The organism is Pseudomonas sp. LBUM1670, from assembly GCF_059695695.1.
Genome location: NZ_CP166783.1, coordinates 1,672,441 through 1,689,579 on the forward strand (window position 1 = coordinate 1,672,441; position 17,139 = coordinate 1,689,579).

21 protein-coding genes and 3 pseudogenes are annotated in these 17,139 nt (G+C 60.5%); 18 read left to right on the forward strand and 6 right to left on the reverse strand.

The window, feature by feature from the left end:
• Positions 1–5: 5 nt before the first annotated feature.
• The 5 genes from motD to ACA073_RS07660 all read left to right on the forward strand — a co-directional run bounded on the left by motD (position 6) and on the right by ACA073_RS07660 (position 3,703).
• Entirely contained in the window at positions 6–896 is an 891-nt protein-coding gene (gene motD / locus ACA073_RS07640) for a flagellar motor protein MotD (RefSeq protein ID WP_497402754.1), read from the forward strand.
• A gap of 39 nt (positions 897–935) precedes the next feature.
• Positions 936–1,724 (forward strand): ParA family protein, encoded by a 789-nt coding sequence (locus tag ACA073_RS07645; RefSeq protein WP_497402755.1) that lies wholly within the window; start codon positions 936–938, stop codon positions 1,722–1,724.
• Positions 1,725–1,838: 114 nt separating this feature from the next.
• Positions 1,839–2,750 carry a CheW domain-containing protein gene (locus tag ACA073_RS07650; RefSeq protein ID WP_497402756.1) on the forward strand — a complete coding sequence of 304 codons (912 nt, stop codon included), beginning with the start codon at positions 1,839–1,841 and terminating at the stop codon, positions 2,748–2,750.
• 74 nt (positions 2,751–2,824) lie between these two features.
• Complete coding sequence (locus tag ACA073_RS07655) at positions 2,825–3,310, forward strand: chemotaxis protein CheW (RefSeq protein WP_131061597.1); 486 nt, start codon at positions 2,825–2,827, stop codon at positions 3,308–3,310.
• Positions 3,311–3,703, forward strand: a complete 393-nt coding sequence (locus ACA073_RS07660; protein ID WP_497402757.1) for a DUF2802 domain-containing protein — start codon at positions 3,311–3,313, stop codon at positions 3,701–3,703. It begins immediately after the preceding gene.
• Between the two features lie 134 nt (positions 3,704–3,837).
• On the opposite strand, the gene ACA073_RS07665 is transcribed toward ACA073_RS07660, so the two are convergent.
• Positions 3,838–4,167, reverse strand: coding sequence for an EscU/YscU/HrcU family type III secretion system export apparatus switch protein (locus ACA073_RS07665; RefSeq protein ID WP_497402758.1), 330 nt, complete (start codon positions 4,165–4,167; stop codon positions 3,838–3,840).
• A complete protein-coding gene (gene fliK, locus ACA073_RS07670; RefSeq protein WP_497402759.1) occupies positions 4,164–5,738 on the reverse strand; it encodes a flagellar hook-length control protein FliK in 1,575 nt (524 codons plus the stop codon). The genes ACA073_RS07665 and fliK overlap by 4 nt, the downstream gene beginning before the upstream one ends.
• Positions 5,739–5,935: 197 nt before the next feature.
• Here fliK and ccmA point away from each other — a divergent pair, with 197 nt between their 5' ends.
• The 12 genes and pseudogenes from ccmA (at position 5,936) to phnN (ending at position 14,556) form a co-directional block, all read left to right on the forward strand.
• A complete protein-coding gene (gene ccmA / locus ACA073_RS07675; RefSeq protein WP_497402760.1) occupies positions 5,936–6,571 on the forward strand; it encodes a cytochrome c biogenesis heme-transporting ATPase CcmA in 636 nt (211 codons plus the stop codon).
• On the forward strand, positions 6,568–7,236 hold the full coding sequence (gene ccmB / locus ACA073_RS07680) for a heme exporter protein CcmB (RefSeq protein ID WP_497402761.1): 669 nt from the start codon (positions 6,568–6,570) through the stop codon (positions 7,234–7,236). Before ccmA ends, ccmB begins: the two co-directional genes overlap by 4 nt.
• A 97-nt stretch (positions 7,237–7,333) precedes the next feature.
• Positions 7,334–8,089, forward strand: coding sequence for a heme ABC transporter permease (locus ACA073_RS07685; protein ID WP_219095659.1), 756 nt, complete (start codon positions 7,334–7,336; stop codon positions 8,087–8,089).
• Positions 8,086–8,262 (forward strand): heme exporter protein CcmD, encoded by a 177-nt coding sequence (ccmD, locus tag ACA073_RS07690; protein ID WP_497402762.1) that lies wholly within the window; start codon positions 8,086–8,088, stop codon positions 8,260–8,262. The genes ACA073_RS07685 and ccmD overlap by 4 nt, the downstream gene beginning before the upstream one ends.
• Positions 8,259–8,714, forward strand: a complete 456-nt coding sequence (gene ccmE, locus ACA073_RS07695; RefSeq protein WP_008026817.1) for a cytochrome c maturation protein CcmE — start codon at positions 8,259–8,261, stop codon at positions 8,712–8,714. The genes ccmD and ccmE overlap by 4 nt, the downstream gene beginning before the upstream one ends.
• Before the next feature lie 3 nt (positions 8,715–8,717).
• Positions 8,718–10,706, forward strand: coding sequence for a heme lyase CcmF/NrfE family subunit (locus tag ACA073_RS07700; RefSeq protein WP_497402763.1), 1,989 nt, complete (start codon positions 8,718–8,720; stop codon positions 10,704–10,706).
• On the forward strand, positions 10,703–11,239 hold the full coding sequence (locus tag ACA073_RS07705; RefSeq protein ID WP_497402764.1) for a DsbE family thiol:disulfide interchange protein: 537 nt from the start codon (positions 10,703–10,705) through the stop codon (positions 11,237–11,239). Before ACA073_RS07700 ends, ACA073_RS07705 begins: the two co-directional genes overlap by 4 nt.
• Complete coding sequence (locus ACA073_RS07710) at positions 11,236–11,709, forward strand: cytochrome c-type biogenesis protein (protein ID WP_497402765.1); 474 nt, start codon at positions 11,236–11,238, stop codon at positions 11,707–11,709. The genes ACA073_RS07705 and ACA073_RS07710 overlap by 4 nt, the downstream gene beginning before the upstream one ends.
• A complete protein-coding gene (gene ccmI / locus ACA073_RS07715; RefSeq protein ID WP_497402766.1) occupies positions 11,702–12,904 on the forward strand; it encodes a c-type cytochrome biogenesis protein CcmI in 1,203 nt (400 codons plus the stop codon). Before ACA073_RS07710 ends, ccmI begins: the two co-directional genes overlap by 8 nt.
• Positions 12,905–12,918: 14 nt before the next feature.
• Entirely contained in the window at positions 12,919–13,323 is a 405-nt protein-coding gene (locus ACA073_RS07720) for a hypothetical protein (protein WP_497402767.1), read from the forward strand.
• 421 nt (positions 13,324–13,744) lie between these two features.
• A pseudogene (locus ACA073_RS07725) lies at positions 13,745–13,891 on the forward strand (alpha-D-ribose 1-methylphosphonate 5-triphosphate diphosphatase); the annotation flags it as partial.
• A gap of 98 nt (positions 13,892–13,989) precedes the next feature.
• Positions 13,990–14,556: a phosphonate metabolism protein/1,5-bisphosphokinase (PRPP-forming) PhnN gene (gene phnN / locus ACA073_RS07730; RefSeq protein ID WP_497402768.1), complete on the forward strand. Its 567-nt coding sequence runs from the start codon at positions 13,990–13,992 to the stop codon at positions 14,554–14,556.
• A gap of 68 nt (positions 14,557–14,624) precedes the next feature.
• Here the strand turns inward: phnN and ACA073_RS07735 are convergent, their stop codons facing one another.
• From ACA073_RS07735 to ACA073_RS07745, 3 genes and pseudogenes are all read right to left on the reverse strand, one after another.
• Entirely contained in the window at positions 14,625–14,837 is a 213-nt protein-coding gene (locus ACA073_RS07735) for a VapC50 family PIN domain-containing toxin (protein WP_497402769.1), read from the reverse strand.
• Between the two features lie 31 nt (positions 14,838–14,868).
• Entirely contained in the window at positions 14,869–15,336 is a 468-nt protein-coding gene (locus tag ACA073_RS07740; protein WP_497402770.1) for a helix-turn-helix domain-containing protein, read from the reverse strand.
• 84 nt (positions 15,337–15,420) lie between these two features.
• Positions 15,421–15,546, reverse strand: a pseudogene (locus tag ACA073_RS07745) (LysR family transcriptional regulator); the annotation flags it as partial.
• A gap of 30 nt (positions 15,547–15,576) precedes the next feature.
• Between ACA073_RS07745 and ACA073_RS07750 the strand changes: the two are divergent.
• A pseudogene (locus tag ACA073_RS07750) lies at positions 15,577–15,793 on the forward strand (type II toxin-antitoxin system HicB family antitoxin); the annotation flags it as partial.
• A 127-nt stretch (positions 15,794–15,920) separates the two neighbouring features.
• On the opposite strand, the gene ACA073_RS07755 reads toward ACA073_RS07750, so the two are convergent.
• Complete coding sequence (locus ACA073_RS07755) at positions 15,921–17,126, reverse strand: MFS transporter (RefSeq protein ID WP_497402771.1); 1,206 nt, start codon at positions 17,124–17,126, stop codon at positions 15,921–15,923.
• Between the last annotated feature and the right edge of the window lie 13 nt (positions 17,127–17,139).

Consider the following 17,139-nt stretch of genomic DNA (forward strand, 5'->3'; position numbering starts at 1 on the left):
GAAAAATGGCCCGTCGTCGGCAACCTGAAGAACATGTAAACCACGAACGCTGGCTGGTTTCCTACGCCGACTTCATTACGTTGCTGTTCGCCTTTTTCGTGGTGATGTACTCGATTTCTTCGATCAACGAAGGCAAGTACAAGATCATTTCGGAAGCGTTGATTGGCGTATTCACCGATTCGGATCGCGCGCTCAAGCCGATCCCCATCGGTGACGAACGTCCGAAAACCGTGACCCCGGCCAAGCCGCTGGTCAAGGACAGCGAGCAGGTTGACGCCGGCATCGCCGGTGCCAGTGATCCGCTGAAAAGTATCGCCGATGACATCAGCGCCGCGTTCGGCGACTTGATCAGCTCCAACCAGATGACCGTTCGCGGCAACGAGTTGTGGGTCGAAATCGAGCTCAATTCCAGCCTGTTGTTCGGCAGCGGCGACGCCATGCCCAGCGACATGGCGTTCAACATCATCGACAAGGTCGCGGCGATTCTGAAGCCGTTCGACAACCCGATACACGTCGAAGGTTTTACCGACGATCAACCGATCCGTACCGCGCAGTACCCGACCAACTGGGAATTGTCCTCGGCGCGTTCGGCGAGCATCGTGCGCATGCTGGCGATGCAGGGTGTGAACCCTGGCCGGCTGGCGTCGGTGGGTTACGGCGAATTCCAGCCGGTGGCTAACAACACCACGGCAGAGGGCAGGGCGCGCAACCGTCGCGTGGTGCTGGTCGTGTCACGAAATCTCGATGTACGTCGCAGCCTCACCGGCACCGGAACCGCCCATGCGCAACCGGATGCCGCGTTGAAGCGTGCTGGCACACAAACTGCACCTGCACCGGTCAAGTCGCCGGGACGAGAGAGCGCCGTCAATTCTCCGTCACCCGCATTAATACGTTGAGCTATTTCCCGGTCGACCCGACCGGGAGGAACAATCCGAATGAGAGTCTGGGCAGTCGCCAATCAAAAGGGTGGTGTCGGTAAAACCACTTCCTCCATCGCTTTAGCCGGGTTACTGGCCGAGGCGGGCAAGCGCGTGGTCGTGGTCGATCTCGACCCCCATGGCTCAATGACCAGCTACTTCGGTTACGACCCCGACAGCCTGGAACACAGCAGCTACGACCTGTTCCTGCACAAGGGCAGCGTGCCGCAAGGCTTGCCCGGTCAGTTGTTGTTGCCCACCAGTCACGCGAGTATTTCCCTGCTGCCGTCGAGCACAGCGCTGGCGACGCTTGAGCGTCAATCGCCGGGCCAGAGTGGCTTGGGCCTGGTAATCGCCAAGAGCCTGGCGCAACTGTGGCAGGACTTCGATTACGCGGTGATCGACAGCCCGCCGTTGCTCGGTGTGCTGATGGTCAATGCCTTGGCGGCCAGTCAGCAATTGGTGATTCCGGTGCAGACCGAACACCTGGCGGTCAAAGGCCTGGAGCGCATGGTCAACACCCTGGCGATGATCAACCGCTCACGCAAGCTGCCACTGGCATTCAGCATCGTGCCGACGCTGTTTGATCGGCGCACGCAGGCCTCCCTCGGGACCTTGCGGGTATTGCGCGACAAGTACCCTGAAGAAATCTGGCAAGGCTACATCCCGGTCGACACGCGTTTGCGCGATGCCAGCCGTGCCGGCGTCACGCCTTCGCAATTCGACGGCAAAAGCCGTGGCGTATTGGCCTATCGCGCACTGCTCAAGCACATGCTGACGCAGCAATCCGTTGCGCAGGTGGCCTGACATGAACCCAATATCTGTAGGAGCTGCCGCAGGCTGCGATCTTTTGATCTTGCTTTGCGATAACTTCGAATCCGACAAAAGATCGCAGCCTGCGGCAGCTCCTACGGTGTACGCATGAACCGGCCGGTGAAGGTCACCTCGCGTCCGCAATTGGCGCTCCAGTCCTATCTGGAGAGCTTGCTGATGGACGCGACCGAAGAGTTGCCGCCGGAAATCGAAGCGATTCCCGAGGTGGTCGAGGTGGAAGCGGCGCTGGACGAGTTCCAGGCTGCGGTGCTTGAAGAGCAGGCCCGCGATGCGCAGAAACCTGCCGAGACACCGGTAGCCGTTGCCGCGCCGGTCGCAGCGCCCGTGGTGAAAGCCCCGGTTGCGCTGATCGAGGCGCCGGCACCGGTACTGGCGCCCGTCTCGACCATCGCGCCGCTGCTGCAAGCCTTGGTGCCGCCGATCGCGCCAATGCTGCAAGCCCTGGTGCCGCCGATCGTCGAAGTTCATCTGCCACCGAGCAACACGCCGCCACCGGTGGAAACCGACGGCCGTCCTGCGTGGGCCGCCGAGCCGTTCGAATGCCTGTTGTTCGATGTCGCCGGGTTGACCCTGGCGGTGCCGCTGGTGTGCCTGGGCTCGATTTATTCCCTGGCCGGTCAGGAGCTGACACCGTTGTTCGGTCAGCCGGAATGGTTCCTCGGAATCCTGCCGAGCCAGGCCGGCAACCTGAAAGTGCTCGATACCGCCCGTTGGGTCATGCCCGACCGCTATCGCGATGACTTCCGTCAGGGCCTGCAATACGTTATTTCGGTTCAGGGCTACGAGTGGGGGCTGGCGGTGCATCAGGTCAGCCGCTCGTTGCGTCTGGACCCGAACGAAATCAAATGGCGCAGCCACCGTGGTCAACGACCATGGCTGGCGGGCACAGTGATTGAACACATGTGTGCGTTGCTCGATGTTTCCGAACTGGCCGAGCTGATTGCCAGCGGTGGGGCGAAGCACATGGGTGGCCTTAAGCCGATCCACAAACCGACATAACAACACGCGGGGCAAGTGACTTGCCATCGCACCGAACACACACCGCCAGGGGCGGTTTTTCGAGGGGTCAGGGTATGAATGATAAGGCGTCGTCTGCAAAGGGTTCCGAAGATCCGATCCTGCAATGGGTAACCTTCAAGCTGGACAATGAAACCTACGGCATCAACGTGATGCGCGTTCAGGAAGTCCTGCGTTACACCGAAATCGCCCCGGTCCCGGGTGCCCCGAGCTACGTGCTGGGCATCATCAACCTGCGCGGTAACGTGGTCACCGTGATCGACACTCGTCAGCGCTTCGGCCTGATGAACGCCGAAATCAGCGACAACACCCGGATCGTCATCATCGAAGCCGACAAGCAAGTGGTCGGCATCATGGTCGACAGCGTGGCCGAAGTGGTTTACCTGCGTCAGTCGGAAATCGAAACCGCGCCGAACGTGGGTAACGAAGAGTCCGCCAAGTTCATTCAAGGCGTGTGCAACAAGAACAACGAATTGCTGATCCTGGTCGAGCTGGACAAGATGATGAGCGAAGAAGAATGGTCGGACCTGGAGAACATCTGATTGATTCTTGAGGTTGCGGTCATTGTCCTGTTCCTCTTCTGGGCAGGCACGCTGGCGATGTTTCTGGCGTACATTCGGGGCCAGCGGCAGATCGCTGCGCAACAGGCCCAGGGCGATGCGTTGCGCGATCAGCGCATCAAGGACCTGGGCAAACGGGTCGATGACTACCAGAACGGTAACGTGCGCATGGGTGAAGACCTGCACGAACTGCGCGCGGTGGTCAGGCCGTTGCCGGACAAGCTGGCTCAGCTTGAACAGCGCGACCCGTCGAGCCTGTCGTTTGCCCAGGCAGCACGCTTGGTCGGAATGGGCGCGAGCGTCGATGAACTGACTCAGTCCTGCGGGTTGACCCAGGCTGAGGCGGAGTTGATGAGCAAGTTGCACAAGAACTGATTTTTGCGATTGCGTTGAGATCGCTATTCGCGAGCAAGCCCGCTCCCACATTTGATCTTCAGCGGACACAGATTTTGTGTGCGACCGAGATCAAATGTGGGAGCGGGCTTGCTCGCGAAGGCGTCTTCGAAACCTCAGTAATCATCCCCGCGTTCGGTGATGTCCTTCTCGACCATCAGCACACTCGGATCATGCCCCTCCGGAAACTTGCCCTTCAGATTCCAGGCAAACGCAATAATCTCCGCAATCGTCCGATACAACTCCTCCGGAATACTGTCCCCCAGCTCCATTCTCGCCAGCAGTTTCACCAGCTCGGCATTTTCGTAAATTGGCACTTCACAATCACGGGCAATCTTCAGGATTTCTTCCGCCAGTTCTTCGTCGCCCTTGGCCGTGAGGGTCGGGGCGTGGGTGCCGTCGTATTTGAGGGCGATGGCCTGGCGTGGAGTGTCGGGATTTCTCATGCGGTTTCGTCGACCCAGCGTTGTTCCAGTCGGGTTTGGGGACCTTGCGGCGGTGTGCCGAGGTGGCAATCGAGATCGCCGACGTTCAGGCCTGACGCCAGCAAGCGTTCGCGCAGCCCGGCCAGATTGCTCTCGATCAGGCTGGCGGTGTAGGGCCGTTCGGCCCACAGCTGGCTGGACAGGCTGCCCTCGATCAACTGCGCCTGAATTTGCATCGGGCCCAGCGGCTCCATGTTGAACGCCAGCTCGACGCGCCAGAGTTGTTGCTTGGGTTCGCGTTCGTCACGGCGTTCCTTGGGTTGATCTTTTTCGGGTGCTTCCTCGCGCTGAAACTTGAGCTGCAACGGCACGATGTCCTGCATATTGCGCATCGGGATTTCCAGCTGCCAGGTGCTCATCAGCCGACCGTCGTCCGTGACGCCGCTCTGCTCCAGGCTCGACAGTTGATGGCTTTGCAGACGCGAAACCGCCGCGGCGGCCAAGCGCAGCAAGTGCTCCAGATCACCTTCGCCCTCCAGGCTTTGCAGGAAACGCTCAGGCAGGGGAAAACTGGTCGGCTGCGGTTTGGCGCTGACCTGACCGAGCATGCCAAGGGCGCTGCGCACGAAACTCGGCATGGTCTGGGCCAGCGTATTGGCAGCAATGATCGCGTTGAGGTTGGTGTTGGCCGGCAGCCCCTGGCTCAGCTGCGCGATCAGCTTGAGCAGATCGCCTTTCATGTCCGGGGCCAGCGTCGGATTTTGCCCGGTGAGCAGTTTTGCCTCGAGGAACAGCCCGCTATTGGCCAGTGCCAGGGCCAGGCCTTTTGGCGTGCTCAGTTGCTGAACATCCGGCAGGCCGGTGAGCAATGTGTTCACTGCGGTTCGCAGGTCACTGGCGGTCTGGTCCGAGGCGGGCAGGTTTTGCAGGAGTTTGAGCAATCCGTCCAGCGAACCCTGGCGGCTTTGCTGGCTGACCAGTTGCTGGGTGACCGCCAGTTGTTCCTGACGGCTGCTCAGCGGGACGAATTTCAGGGTCTGGGTGTCTTGCACCAGCGCACTCAGCAAGGTGCCGATGCGCAGCGGCGTCGGACTGTCGATGCTCAGGGTGCTGCCACTCAGCCCGGTGTTGAGCAGGCTTACCAGCGAGCGGAACACCGTCGGTTGCCCCGGCACTTGCGGCATCACCTGGGAAGTCAGCACTTTGCCTTGCAGCAAGGTGCCCACCGGCAGTTGCGCCGTGTCGATGCGGGTGAGGGTGGCAACGCTGGAGGCGATGGCCTGTTGCACGGTGACGGCCAGGTTGCCCGCCGACGGCTGGGTGATCGCCAGGTTCGTGCCCTGAGGCAACGGCTGACTGCTGGTGGCCTGAACCGTGGTCTGCCGGCCACTTTCGAGGGTGACTTTAAGTAGCAGTTGAAAAGACTGATCCGCCTGCTTGAGCGACAGCACTTCGGCCTTGGCAGATTGCCCGGGTGTGATCAGGCCATCCATCGGCTTCAGCAGCGTGAGCAAATCGCCACTCACCACCAGCGGCCGCGAAGTCGCGGGAGTGGTTGGGGGGAGCGGGAGGATGTTCATTTCGCCTGTCATACGCGGTCACAACCTGAGGAAATTGCCCTCTTTCGAGTAGGGCATGGCATGTATAATGCCGCCCGTCTTTCGGAGAGTGGCGAAAACATTGCAATTGTTTGACGCAGCTCTCTAGAACAGGCCGCCAATGCATCTATGCTGCATCTCTTTAGCGGCCGCTCCGCCGCCGACTTGAACCGCAAAAGGCCCGTGATCTCTTGACCAGTCCTGTCCTGCAAACCGTTGCCCTCGCCTGTGAGCGAGACCTTCGGCTGCTCTTCGAAAATCTCGAATTGAGACTGGCCAGTGGCGAAATGTTGCAAATCAGCGGCCCCAACGGCAGCGGCAAAACCAGCCTTTTACGTCTGCTGTCGGGTCTGATGCAACCGACCGCCGGTCAAGTGCTGCTCAACGGCCAGCCATTGAACGAACAACGCAGTGAACTGGCGCGCAACCTGCTCTGGATCGGTCATGCCGCCGGCATCAAGGATTTGCTGACCCCGGAAGAAAACCTCAGCTGGCTCTGCGCCCTGCATCAACCGGCCTCTCATGAAGCCATTTGGGAGGCGCTTGCCGCTGTCGGACTGCGCGGTTTCGAAGATGTTCCTTGTCACACCCTGTCCGCCGGTCAGCAACGTCGCGTGGCGTTGGCCCGTTTGTATCTGGACAGTCCGCCGCTGTGGATCCTCGACGAGCCATTCACCGCACTCGACAAGCAAGGCGTGGCGCAACTGGAAGAACATCTGGCCGCGCACTGTGAGCGCGGCGGCATGGTCGTGCTGACCACTCACCACACGCTGAACCGAATGCCGACCGGCTATCGCGACATCGATCTGGGGAATTGGGCCGTATGAGTGTTTTCGGCCTGTTGGTCGCCCGTGAGGCTCGCTTGTTGTTCCGCCGTCCGGCTGAGTTGGCCAATCCGCTCGTATTCTTCGCGATCGTGGTTGCGCTGTTCCCTTTGGCGGTCGGCCCCGAGTCTCAATTGTTGCAAACCTTGTCTCCGGGACTGGTCTGGGTGGCAGCCCTTTTATCGGTTTTGCTCTCGCTGGACGGGCTTTTCCGCAGTGATTTCGAAGACGGTTCCCTTGAACAGTGGGTCCTTTCGCCGCACCCCCTGCCTCTTCTGGTTTTGGCCAAGGTACTGGCACACTGGGCCTTCTCTGGTCTGGCACTGGTTTTGCTCGCTCCACTGCTGGCGTTGATGCTCGGTTTGCCAACCGCCTGTCTGCCGGTGTTGCTGCTTTCCCTGTTGCTCGGTACACCGGTGCTCAGCCTGCTCGGTGCGGTGGGCGCAGCCCTGACGGTGGGATTGAAGCGCGGCGGCCTGTTGCTGGCGTTGCTGATTCTGCCGTTGTACATCCCGGTGTTGATTCTCGGCAATGGCGCCTTGCAGGCAGCCTTGCAGGGCATGCCGGCGACCGGTTATCTCCTGTGGCTTGGTAGCCTGACCGCCCTGGCGATAACCCTGACACCTTTTGCAATAGCTGCTGGCCTGAAGATCAGCGTCGGCGAATAATAATGAGGTCTGATCAATTTTTGATCGCTTTCTTTTGATTGAAAGGCAGACCCTTCGCTACTCGTGATGGCGAGTGGCAACCGTGATGGAAACAGTAATGAACTGGACCTGGTTTCATAAGCTCGGCTCACCCAAATGGTTTTACGGCATCAGTGGCAAACTGCTGCCGTGGCTGAGCATCGCCGCGTTGCTGCTGATCGGCGTCGGCGTCGTTTGGGGCCTGGCCTTTGCGCCGCCTGATTACCAGCAAGGCAACAGCTTTCGCATCATCTATATCCACGTGCCGGCCGCCATGCTCGCGCAGTCCGTCTACGTGATGCTGGCGGTGTGCGGCATCGTCGGTCTGGTGTGGAAGATGAAACTGGCCGACGTCGCCCTGCAATGCGCGGCGCCCATCGGTGCCTGGATGACTGCCGTGGCGCTGGTCACCGGCGCGATCTGGGGCAAGCCGACCTGGGGTTCGTGGTGGGTCTGGGATGCACGACTTACGTCCATGCTGATTCTGCTGTTCCTGTACTTCGGTCTCATTGCGCTGGGCAACGCCATCAGCAATCGCGACAGCGCGGCCAAGGCCTGCGCGGTGCTGGCGATTGTCGGCGTGATCAACATTCCGATCATCAAATACTCGGTGGAGTGGTGGAACACCCTGCACCAGGGCGCGACCTTCACCCTCACCGAAAAACCGGCGATGCCGGCCGAAATGTGGCTGCCGTTACTGCTGACGGTGCTGGGTTTCTACTGTTTCTTCGGCGCGGTTTTGCTGCTGCGCATGCGCCTTGAAGTGCTCAAGCGCGAAGCTCGCGCCAGTTGGGTAAAGGCAGAAGTGCAGAACAGTCTGGAGGCCGCTCGATGAGTTTTGCTTCATTCGGCGACTTCCTCGCCATGGGTCATCATGGCCTGTATGTCTGGTCAGCCTATGGCATCTGCCTGACGGTGCTGGCCCTCAACGTGGCGGCGCCGGTCCTGGCCCGCAAGCGGTATCTGCAACAAGAGGCGCGTCGTTTGCGCCGGGAGAACGGCAAGTGAATCCGCTGCGCAAAAAGCGTCTTATCATCATTCTCGCGATCCTGGTCGGTGTCGGCGCTGCCGTCGGCCTGGCCCTGAGCGCCCTGCAGCAGAACATCAACCTGTTTTACACCCCGACGCAAATCGCGAATGGCGAAGCGCCGCAAGACACGCGCATTCGTGCGGGCGGCATGGTCGAGAAGGGTTCGCTGCAACGTTCCGGCGATTCGCTGGACGTAAAATTCATCGTCACTGACTTCAACAAATCCGTGACGATCAGCTATCGCGGGATCCTGCCGGATCTGTTCCGCGAAGGGCAGGGCATCGTCGCGCTGGGCAAGCTCAACGCTGACGGCGTGGTGGTGGCCGATGAAGTGCTGGCCAAGCACGACGAGAAATACATGCCGCCTGAAGTGACCAAGGCGTTGAAAGACAGCGGTCAATCTGCTCCAACGCCCGCAAAGGAGGGTTGATCGATGACGTCTGGAATCTTTATCCCCGAACTTGGCCATCTGGCCATGATTCTGGCGCTGTGTTTCGCGCTGGTTCAGGCCGTTGTGCCGTTGCTCGGCGCCTGGCGCGGTGACCGTTTGTGGATGAGCCTCGCTCAGCCAGCGGCCTGGGGACAATTCGCGTTTCTGCTGTTTGCTTTCGGTTGCCTGACCTACGCGTTCATGGCCGACGACTTCTCCGTCGCCTATGTCGCCAGCAACTCCAACAGCGCGTTGCCGTGGTACTACAAGTTCAGTGCGGTGTGGGGCGCGCATGAAGGTTCGTTGCTGTTATGGGCGTTGATCCTCGGCGGCTGGACCTTTGCAGTGTCGGTGTTCTCCCGGCAGTTGCCGCAAGTGATGCTGGCCCGGGTACTTGCGGTAATGGGCATGATCAGCACCGGTTTCCTGCTGTTCCTGATCCTCACCTCGAATCCGTTTGCCCGCATCCTGCCGCAAATTCCGGCGGACGGTCGCGACCTCAACCCGTTGTTGCAAGACATCGGTCTGATCGTTCACCCGCCGATGCTGTACATGGGTTACGTCGGGTTCTCCGTGGCGTTCGCCTTCGCCATCGCAGCATTGCTGGGCGGTCGTCTTGATGCGGCGTGGGCGCGCTGGTCGCGTCCATGGACCATCGTCGCCTGGGCCTTCCTCGGCATCGGCATCACCCTCGGTTCGTGGTGGGCTTATTACGAACTCGGCTGGGGTGGCTGGTGGTTCTGGGACCCGGTGGAAAACGCCTCGTTCATGCCATGGCTGGTGGGCACCGCGCTGATCCACTCGTTGGCGGTCACGGAGAAACGTGGCGTGTTCAAGAGCTGGACCGTGTTGCTGGCCATCGCCGCGTTTTCGTTGAGCTTGCTCGGGACTTTCCTGGTGCGTTCCGGCGTGCTGACGTCGGTTCACGCATTTGCGTCCGATCCTGAGCGCGGCGTGTTCATCCTGATCTTCCTGCTGTTCGTGGTCGGCGGTTCGCTGACGCTGTTTGCCCTGCGCGCGCCGGTCGTGAAGAGCCATGTCGGCTTCAACCTCTGGTCCCGGGAAACCCTGTTGCTGGGCAACAACCTGGTGCTGGTGGTGGCGGCGTCGATGATCCTCCTTGGAACCTTGTACCCGCTGATCCTTGATGCGATGACCGGCGCCAAGCTGTCGGTCGGCCCACCATATTTCAACGCGCTGTTCATTCCGTTGATGGCGTTGCTGATGGTGGTGATGGCGGTCGGCATGCTGGTGCGCTGGAAAGACACCCCGGTCAAATGGCTGATGAGCCTGTTGACCCCGGTGTTGCTCGGCAGCGCCGCGTTGGCCGTGGTGGCCGGTGTCGCTTATGGCGATTTCAACTGGGCGGTGATCGCGACGTTCATGCTGGCGGCCTGGGTGTTGCTGGCCGGCGTTCGCGACATCTTCGACAAGACGCGCCACAAAGGCTTGATCAAAGGCCTGCCGACCCTGACCCGCAGTTACTGGGGCATGCAAGTTGCGCATTTGGGCATCGCCGTGTGCGCGCTCGGTGTCGTGCTGTCGAGTCAGAACAGTGCCGAACGCGACCTGCGCCTGGCGCCGGGCGAGTCCATGGACCTGGGCGGTTATCATTTCGTGTTCGAAGGCGCCAAGCACTTCGAAGGCCCGAATTTCACGTCCGACAAGGGCACCGTGCGGGTGATCCGCGACGGCAAGGAAATCAGCGTACTGCATCCAGAAAAACGCCTGTACACCGTGCAGAACTCGGTGATGACGGAAGCCGGGATCGACGCCGGTTTCACCCGCGATCTCTATGTCGCCCTCGGCGAACCCTTGGGCGAAGGCGCCTGGGCCGTGCGCGTACACGTCAAACCGTTCGTGCGCTGGATTTGGTTCGGCGGTCTGCTCACCGGTTTGGGCGGGTTGCTGGCGGCGCTGGACCGGCGTTATCGGGTCAAGGTGAAAAGCCGCGTGCGTGAAGCATTGGGCATGACGGGAGCGACGGCATGAGACGTTGGTTGATGCTGTTGCCGCTGGTGATTTTCCTGGTGGTGGCTGTGTTTCTTTATCGCGGGCTCTATCTGGACCCGGCCGAGCTGCCTTCGGCAATGATCGGCAAACCGTTCCCGGCGTTTTCCCTGCCAGCGGTGCAGGGCGACAAGACCCTGACCAAGGCTGACATAGTGGGTAAACCGGCACTGGTCAACGTCTGGGGCACCTGGTGCATTTCCTGCCGGGTCGAGCATCCGGTGCTGAACAAGCTGGCCGAGAAGGGCGTGGTGATCTATGGCATCAACTACAAGGACGTCAACGCCGACGCCTTGAAGTGGCTGGCGGAATTCCACAACCCGTATCAACTGGACATCCGTGACGATGAAGGCACGCTGGGCCTGAACCTCGGGGTGTACGGCGCTCCGGAAACCTTCTTCATCGATGCCAAAGGCATCATCCGCGACAAGTTCGTCGGTGTGATCGACGAACAGGTCTGGCGCGAAAAATTGGCGGCCAAGTATCAGACGCTGGTCGATGAGGCGAAACCATGAAGCGCTGGATAGCCGCTGTTGTATTGGGCTTGAGCATGGCCGGCGTCGCCCACGCCGCCATCGACACCTACGAGTTCGCCAAAGAAGGCGATCGCGAGCGTTTTCGCGAGCTGACCAAAGAGCTGCGTTGCCCCAAGTGCCAGAATCAGGACATCGCCGATTCCAACGCCCCGATTGCCGCCGACCTGCGCAAAGAGATTTTCCGCATGTTGGGCGAGGGCAAGGACAATCAGCAGATCATCGATTTCATGGTCGATCGCTACGGTGATTTCGTCCGCTACAAACCCGCGCTCAACGCCAAAACCGCTGTGCTCTGGTTCGGCCCGGCCGGCCTGTTGCTGGGCGGTTTTGTGATCATCGCCGTGATCGTCCGCCGTCGTCGCGTGCAGCGCGCCGACAGCCCGGACGCGCTTTCTGCCGAGGAGCGCGAGCGCCTCGACCACCTGTTGGATAAAACCAAGAATGATTGATTTCTGGCTCGCTGCAGGTCTGCTGCTTCTGGTTGCCCTGAGTTTTCTGCTGATCCCCGTTCTGCGTGGCCGTCGTGCTCAACTGGAAGAGGATCGTACTGCCCTGAACGTCGCGCTGTATCAGGAGCGCGTGGCTGAGTTGCAGACTCAGCAGGAAGAGGGCGTTCTCGACACCGCGCAACTGGACACCGGTCGCGCCGAAGCGGCCCGTGAACTGCTTGCCGACACCGAAGGCGTCGAAGCGCCGCGGGTGTCCCGTCTGGGCAAACCCTTGCCACTGCTGGCGGCGATTCTGGTGCCGGTGCTGGGGCTGGGTCTTTATCTGCATTTCGGCGCCAGCGACAAGGTCGAGCTGACCCGCGAATTCGCCCAGGCGCCGCAGTCGATGGAAGAGATGACCCGTCGCCTGGAACGCGCCGTCGCGGCTCAACCGGACTCGGCAGAAGGCCTGTACTTCCTGGGTCGGACCTACATGGCGCAGGATCGTCCCGGTGACGCGGCGAAGATCTTCGAACGCACGGTGAACCTGGCCGGTCGTCAGCCGGAATTGTTGGGGCAATGGGCGCAGGCTCAGTATTTCGCCGATGGCAAGAAGTGGTCGGACAAGGTTCAGACCCTGACCGACGAAGCGTTGAAAGCCGATCCGAAGGAAGTCACCAGTCTTGGTCTGCTCGGTATCGCCGCGTTTGAGAGTGCGCGTTATCAGGACGCCATCGATTACTGGAATCGTCTGCTGGCGCAACTGCCGCCGGACGACAATTCCCGGGCTGCGCTGCAAGGCGGGATTGCCCGGGCCACTGAGAAACTCGAAGCCAGCGGCGGCAAGGTTGTCCAGGCGCCTGCGGCAAAGGCTGCGGTATTGCTCAAAGTCAGTGTCGATCTGGCACCCGAGCTCAAAGCCAAGGTGCAGCCGGGTGACAGCGTGTTCATTTTCGCTCGCGCCACCAATGGCCCACCGGCGCCACTGGCCGCCAAACGCCTGACCGTGGCTGACTTGCCGGCGACTGTCGAACTGGGCGATGCCGACGCAATGATGCCGCAGTTGAAACTGTCGAACTTCCCTGAAGTCCAACTGGTTGCGCGCATCTCCCGTGCGGGTCAACCGACCGCCGGCGAATGGATCGGTCGCAGCCAGCCGTTGGCCAGCAGCACCACCGCGCCGCAAAAACTGATCATCGACAGCCCGGACAAATAACAGGAACCAACGCTATGACCGCCATTGCTCGTATTACCCTGCTCAGTCTCGTTCTGGGGTTAAGCGCGTGTGCGGTCCAGCGGCCGGAGCCGACGCCGCTGCCCCCGATTCCGCCTTCACAACCCCGCCCGACACCGTCAACGACACCGACGCCAGGCAAACCGGGCATTCCGGCCAAACCCGCCAAACCACTGCCGCGCACCTCTGCCAGCTTCGCGCCGCCGCCGGGTGGCAACAGCCATTGGGATCCCAAGCTTGGCGTTTATGTGCTGGATGATCAGACCAATACCTTCTACCGCCAGCGCACGTATTACCGCTGGAACAACGGCTGGAGCCGCTCGATCAGCCCGAACGGGCCTTGGGAAGATACGGATATCCATGGTGTGCCGGGTGGGTTGGGACGGCAATTCGGGCAGTAATGCAAAAGGCGACTTTTGGGGTCGCCTTTTTTGTGGGCGCAGAAAAAGAGACGGGACCACCGCTGAACCTTGTGGGAGCGGGCTTGCTCGCGAAGGCGGCCTGATAGGCGACGGTGTTTTTGATGGTGTACATATCCGTTGCTGGGGTAACGGCCACCTAGGGTTCCGCCCATACGGCGGGTCACTTGGAAAAACGGAACGCCGCCCGGCGCCCAGTAACCAAACGCTCTCGCCCCTGACGTACGGTGTCTCGCTTAGGCTGGACATGCCCTCGCTCCGGTCCTGCCCACTGCGCAGAACCTGCGCTCGGCCTTCCAACGGGGCAGATCAAGATCAGAAGCAAAGCAACGGCAAGATCAACAGCTTCGCGAGCAAGCCCGCTCCCACAAGGTTCAGTGGTATCCCCACCCGCTCTGCGTTGCTAAGCGTATTCCGCGACCTGGTGGCGCATCCGCTGGTGCAACGGGTGTCAGTGATGGACCACTCGCCGGGCCAGCGCCGGTTTGTCCTGGAATCCAAGTACCGTGAGTGCTACATGGGCAAAAATCACCTGACGACTGCGCAGATGTAAGACGTCATCCTGTGCGCCGATCTGGCACAGGCGTGGTGTCAGGACGGTTTTCCGGTGGTCCGGCAAGTAGGGCGACGAGCGAAGAGGATTTTTTGATGTCAGGCAGGTTGATCTATCTCATCGGGCCTTCAGGTTCGGGCAAGGACAGCCTGCTTGATGCCGTGCGAACGCGGTTGGCCGAACGCGGCTGTCGTATCGTGCGGCGGGTCATCACGCGCTCGGCGGAAGCGGTCGGCGAGGCGGCGCTGGGTGTCAGCATGCAGCAGTTTGCCGAGATGCAGGCTCAGGGTGCATTTGCCCTGAGCTGGCAGGCCAATGGACTGGCTTATGGCATCCCGCGGGAAATCGACGAGTGGTCGGCAGCGGGGGACGACGTATTGGTCAACGGTTCACGCGGGCATCTGGCGCAAACCCGTGAGCGTTATCCGCACGTGTTGGTGGTGTTGCTGACCGTGGACGAGGCGGTGTTGCGCCAGCGCCTGCTGGCGCGCGGGCGTGAGTCGGTGGCCGAGATCGATCAGCGATTGGCGCGTAATGCCCGTTTCAGTGAGCGCCTGTTGGCTGAGGACCCGAGCGTGCATGTGCTCGACAACTCCGGACCGCTGGAGCGCACTGTCGAACACCTGCTGGCCTGCATCGACGAGCCCAACCCATGCGCCTGACCTTGTTGGGCACCGGCGATGCGTGTGGTTTAGCGATTGGACACTACGCAGTGATGATCGAACCGTATTTAGAGCATGGCGTGGTACTGAATCAAGGCCTTGGTCGAGTTTGTCAGGCCTTGTCGCGACAGAAGATTGAGATAGCTGTCGACATCCAGAGGTGGCATTTTTAACTGTTGCCGTTGGCTATGCGCCGCCATGATTACTGCAGACGAGTCCAGGTCGAAGAGGTTACCGACGAACTCGTCAGGATGCTGTGCTTCGCGGGGTAAAGCACACATGCGTCATATACAGCGGTAAAAGAGGAGTGCCTCACTCGTATCCTGTCCTTAACGCTTGTGCCTGCTCGGCGAGAAGCTTCATTGCTTGCTCGCTGGCAATGTTGCGCCGGGTTTTATAGTCCATCAAATCGGCAAAGCGCACACGTCGGTGCTTGCCGGTTTTGTGGTAGGACAAGTCGCCGGATTCCAGCAGTTTGATCAGGTGCGGACGTGAGACGTTGAGCAAGTCTGCTGCTTCCTGGGTAGTGAGTTCAGCGTGGACCGGGACGACCTTAACGGCGTTGCCTGCCGCGAGCTCAGCCAGGATATCGACCAGCAACTGAAGTGCCGAGGTGGGCAGTTCTACAGAATGAGCTTCGTTTCGCTCATCAAAAATCTGGATGTGCTGGGTTTCGAATCGAGTCGCAAGATACGCCGCCAAAGCGCGCTGGCCTTCGATGGCGGCTTGTACCTCACTCTCCATAGGCAAGGTGATCGGTGGGTGGATGACAGGCGGCATGGCGTTTCCAATATTCTGAATAATCGAAGCTGGGAGGCTATTTCGAATTAATCGAAAGTCGCAATAAACGAAATAATCGAAACGTTAGGCTCCTTTCACCAACAACCCCCGCACATACTCCACAAACGCCCGAGCCTTTGCGCTGGTCATCCGCCCGGTAGGAAACACCGCCCACAGGTCCTGATTCGGCAGCGCCCACTCCTTCAGCACTCCCTCACCGCTTCTTGGCACCAATCACACTCGGCAGCCGCCCATCGTGGCAACCCGGACTTTGCCGACATGGGATGGGGAATGCTGGAGCTGGACATCGCGCCATATATGGGCAAGACCGAGAAGGTCAATGTAACGTTGCCTGGCTGTGATTCAGCGTATTGACCGGTACGTGCGCGAGCACAATGTCAAAAGCTGCTCTTCCTTTCTGGCAGATGCGGCGATGGAGAAGCTGGTTCGGCACTAAGCGAAGTCAGGTACATCGCCTTCGCGGGCAAGTCGGATCGCCGCATCGCTCGCTCCTACAGGTCCAGCGCAAATCCTGTAGGAGCGTGGCTTGGTCTGGGCGGCATTCCGACGAAGCTGTTGGCGTCTTAAGCCGTCGCCAACGAACGCTCCTGCGAAACACTCAAAAACCGCAACAACGCCAACAGTGGAAACGCGCTGCCCACAATCACGATCCACAACCAGCCGCCGTGCTCATACACCGCACTGGCCACCGAGGAGCCAAACGCGCCGCCGATGAAGATGCTGGTCATGTACAGCGCATTCAGGCGACTGCGGCTTTTGGCGTCGAGGGCGTAGACCGCACGTTGACCGAGGACCATGTTCATTTGTACGCAGAAGTCGAGCACCACGCCGGTGACGGCGAGGCCGATGACGCTGTAGGCCGGATGGATGAACGCTGGCAGGAAGCTCAGGCTGGCGAACAGCAGGGCCAACAGCGAAGCGATTCGGGTGTGGCCGGCGTCAGCCAGTCGACCGGCAATCGGCGCAGCGATCGCACCGATGGCTCCAACCAAAGCGAAAATCGCAATCTGGGTTTGCGACAGGCCGTGATTGCGTGCCAGCTCCAGCGGCACGGCTGTCCAGAACAGGCTGAACGTGGCGAACATGCAACCCTGGTAAAACGCGCGCTGACGCAGTACCGGTTGTTGGCGCAACAGCGTCCACAGCGAACCCAGCAACTGGCCATAAGAGGCGCTGTGATCCGGCTGGCGCTTGGGAATCGTTACGGCCAGTACGATGCTGATCGCCGCCATCAACACGGCCGCGATCACGAACATCGCGCGCCAGCCAAAGTGGTCGGCCACCACGCTGGACACCGGCCGCGCCAACAGAATCCCCAGCAGCAAACCGCCCATGATTCCGCCGACCACACGGCCACGAGTCTCTTCCGGCGCCAGGTGCGCGGCCAGTGGAATCAGGATCTGCACCGACACCGAGCTGAAACCCACCAGCAACGAGATCAACAGAAACACGTTCGGCTGATCGGTAAATGCCGCGCCCAACAGACTGGCAATCGCCACCACCGTGGTAATGATCATCAACCGACGGTTTTCCAGCAGATCGCCCAACGGCACCAGGAAGAACAGGCCCAGCGCGTAACCAATCTGGGTCAGCGAAACAATCAGGCTGGCCATGGTGCTGGTCAGGCCAATGTCCGGCGCGATCAGGCCGATGATTGGCTGGGCGTAGTAAATGTTGGCAACAATGGCGCCGCAGCAAAAGGCGAACAGCAGCACCATGCCTTTGGTCATTGTCGCGGCGCCGTGGGGTGCCTGATTCGCTGGGTTCATAACGTGTCTCGCT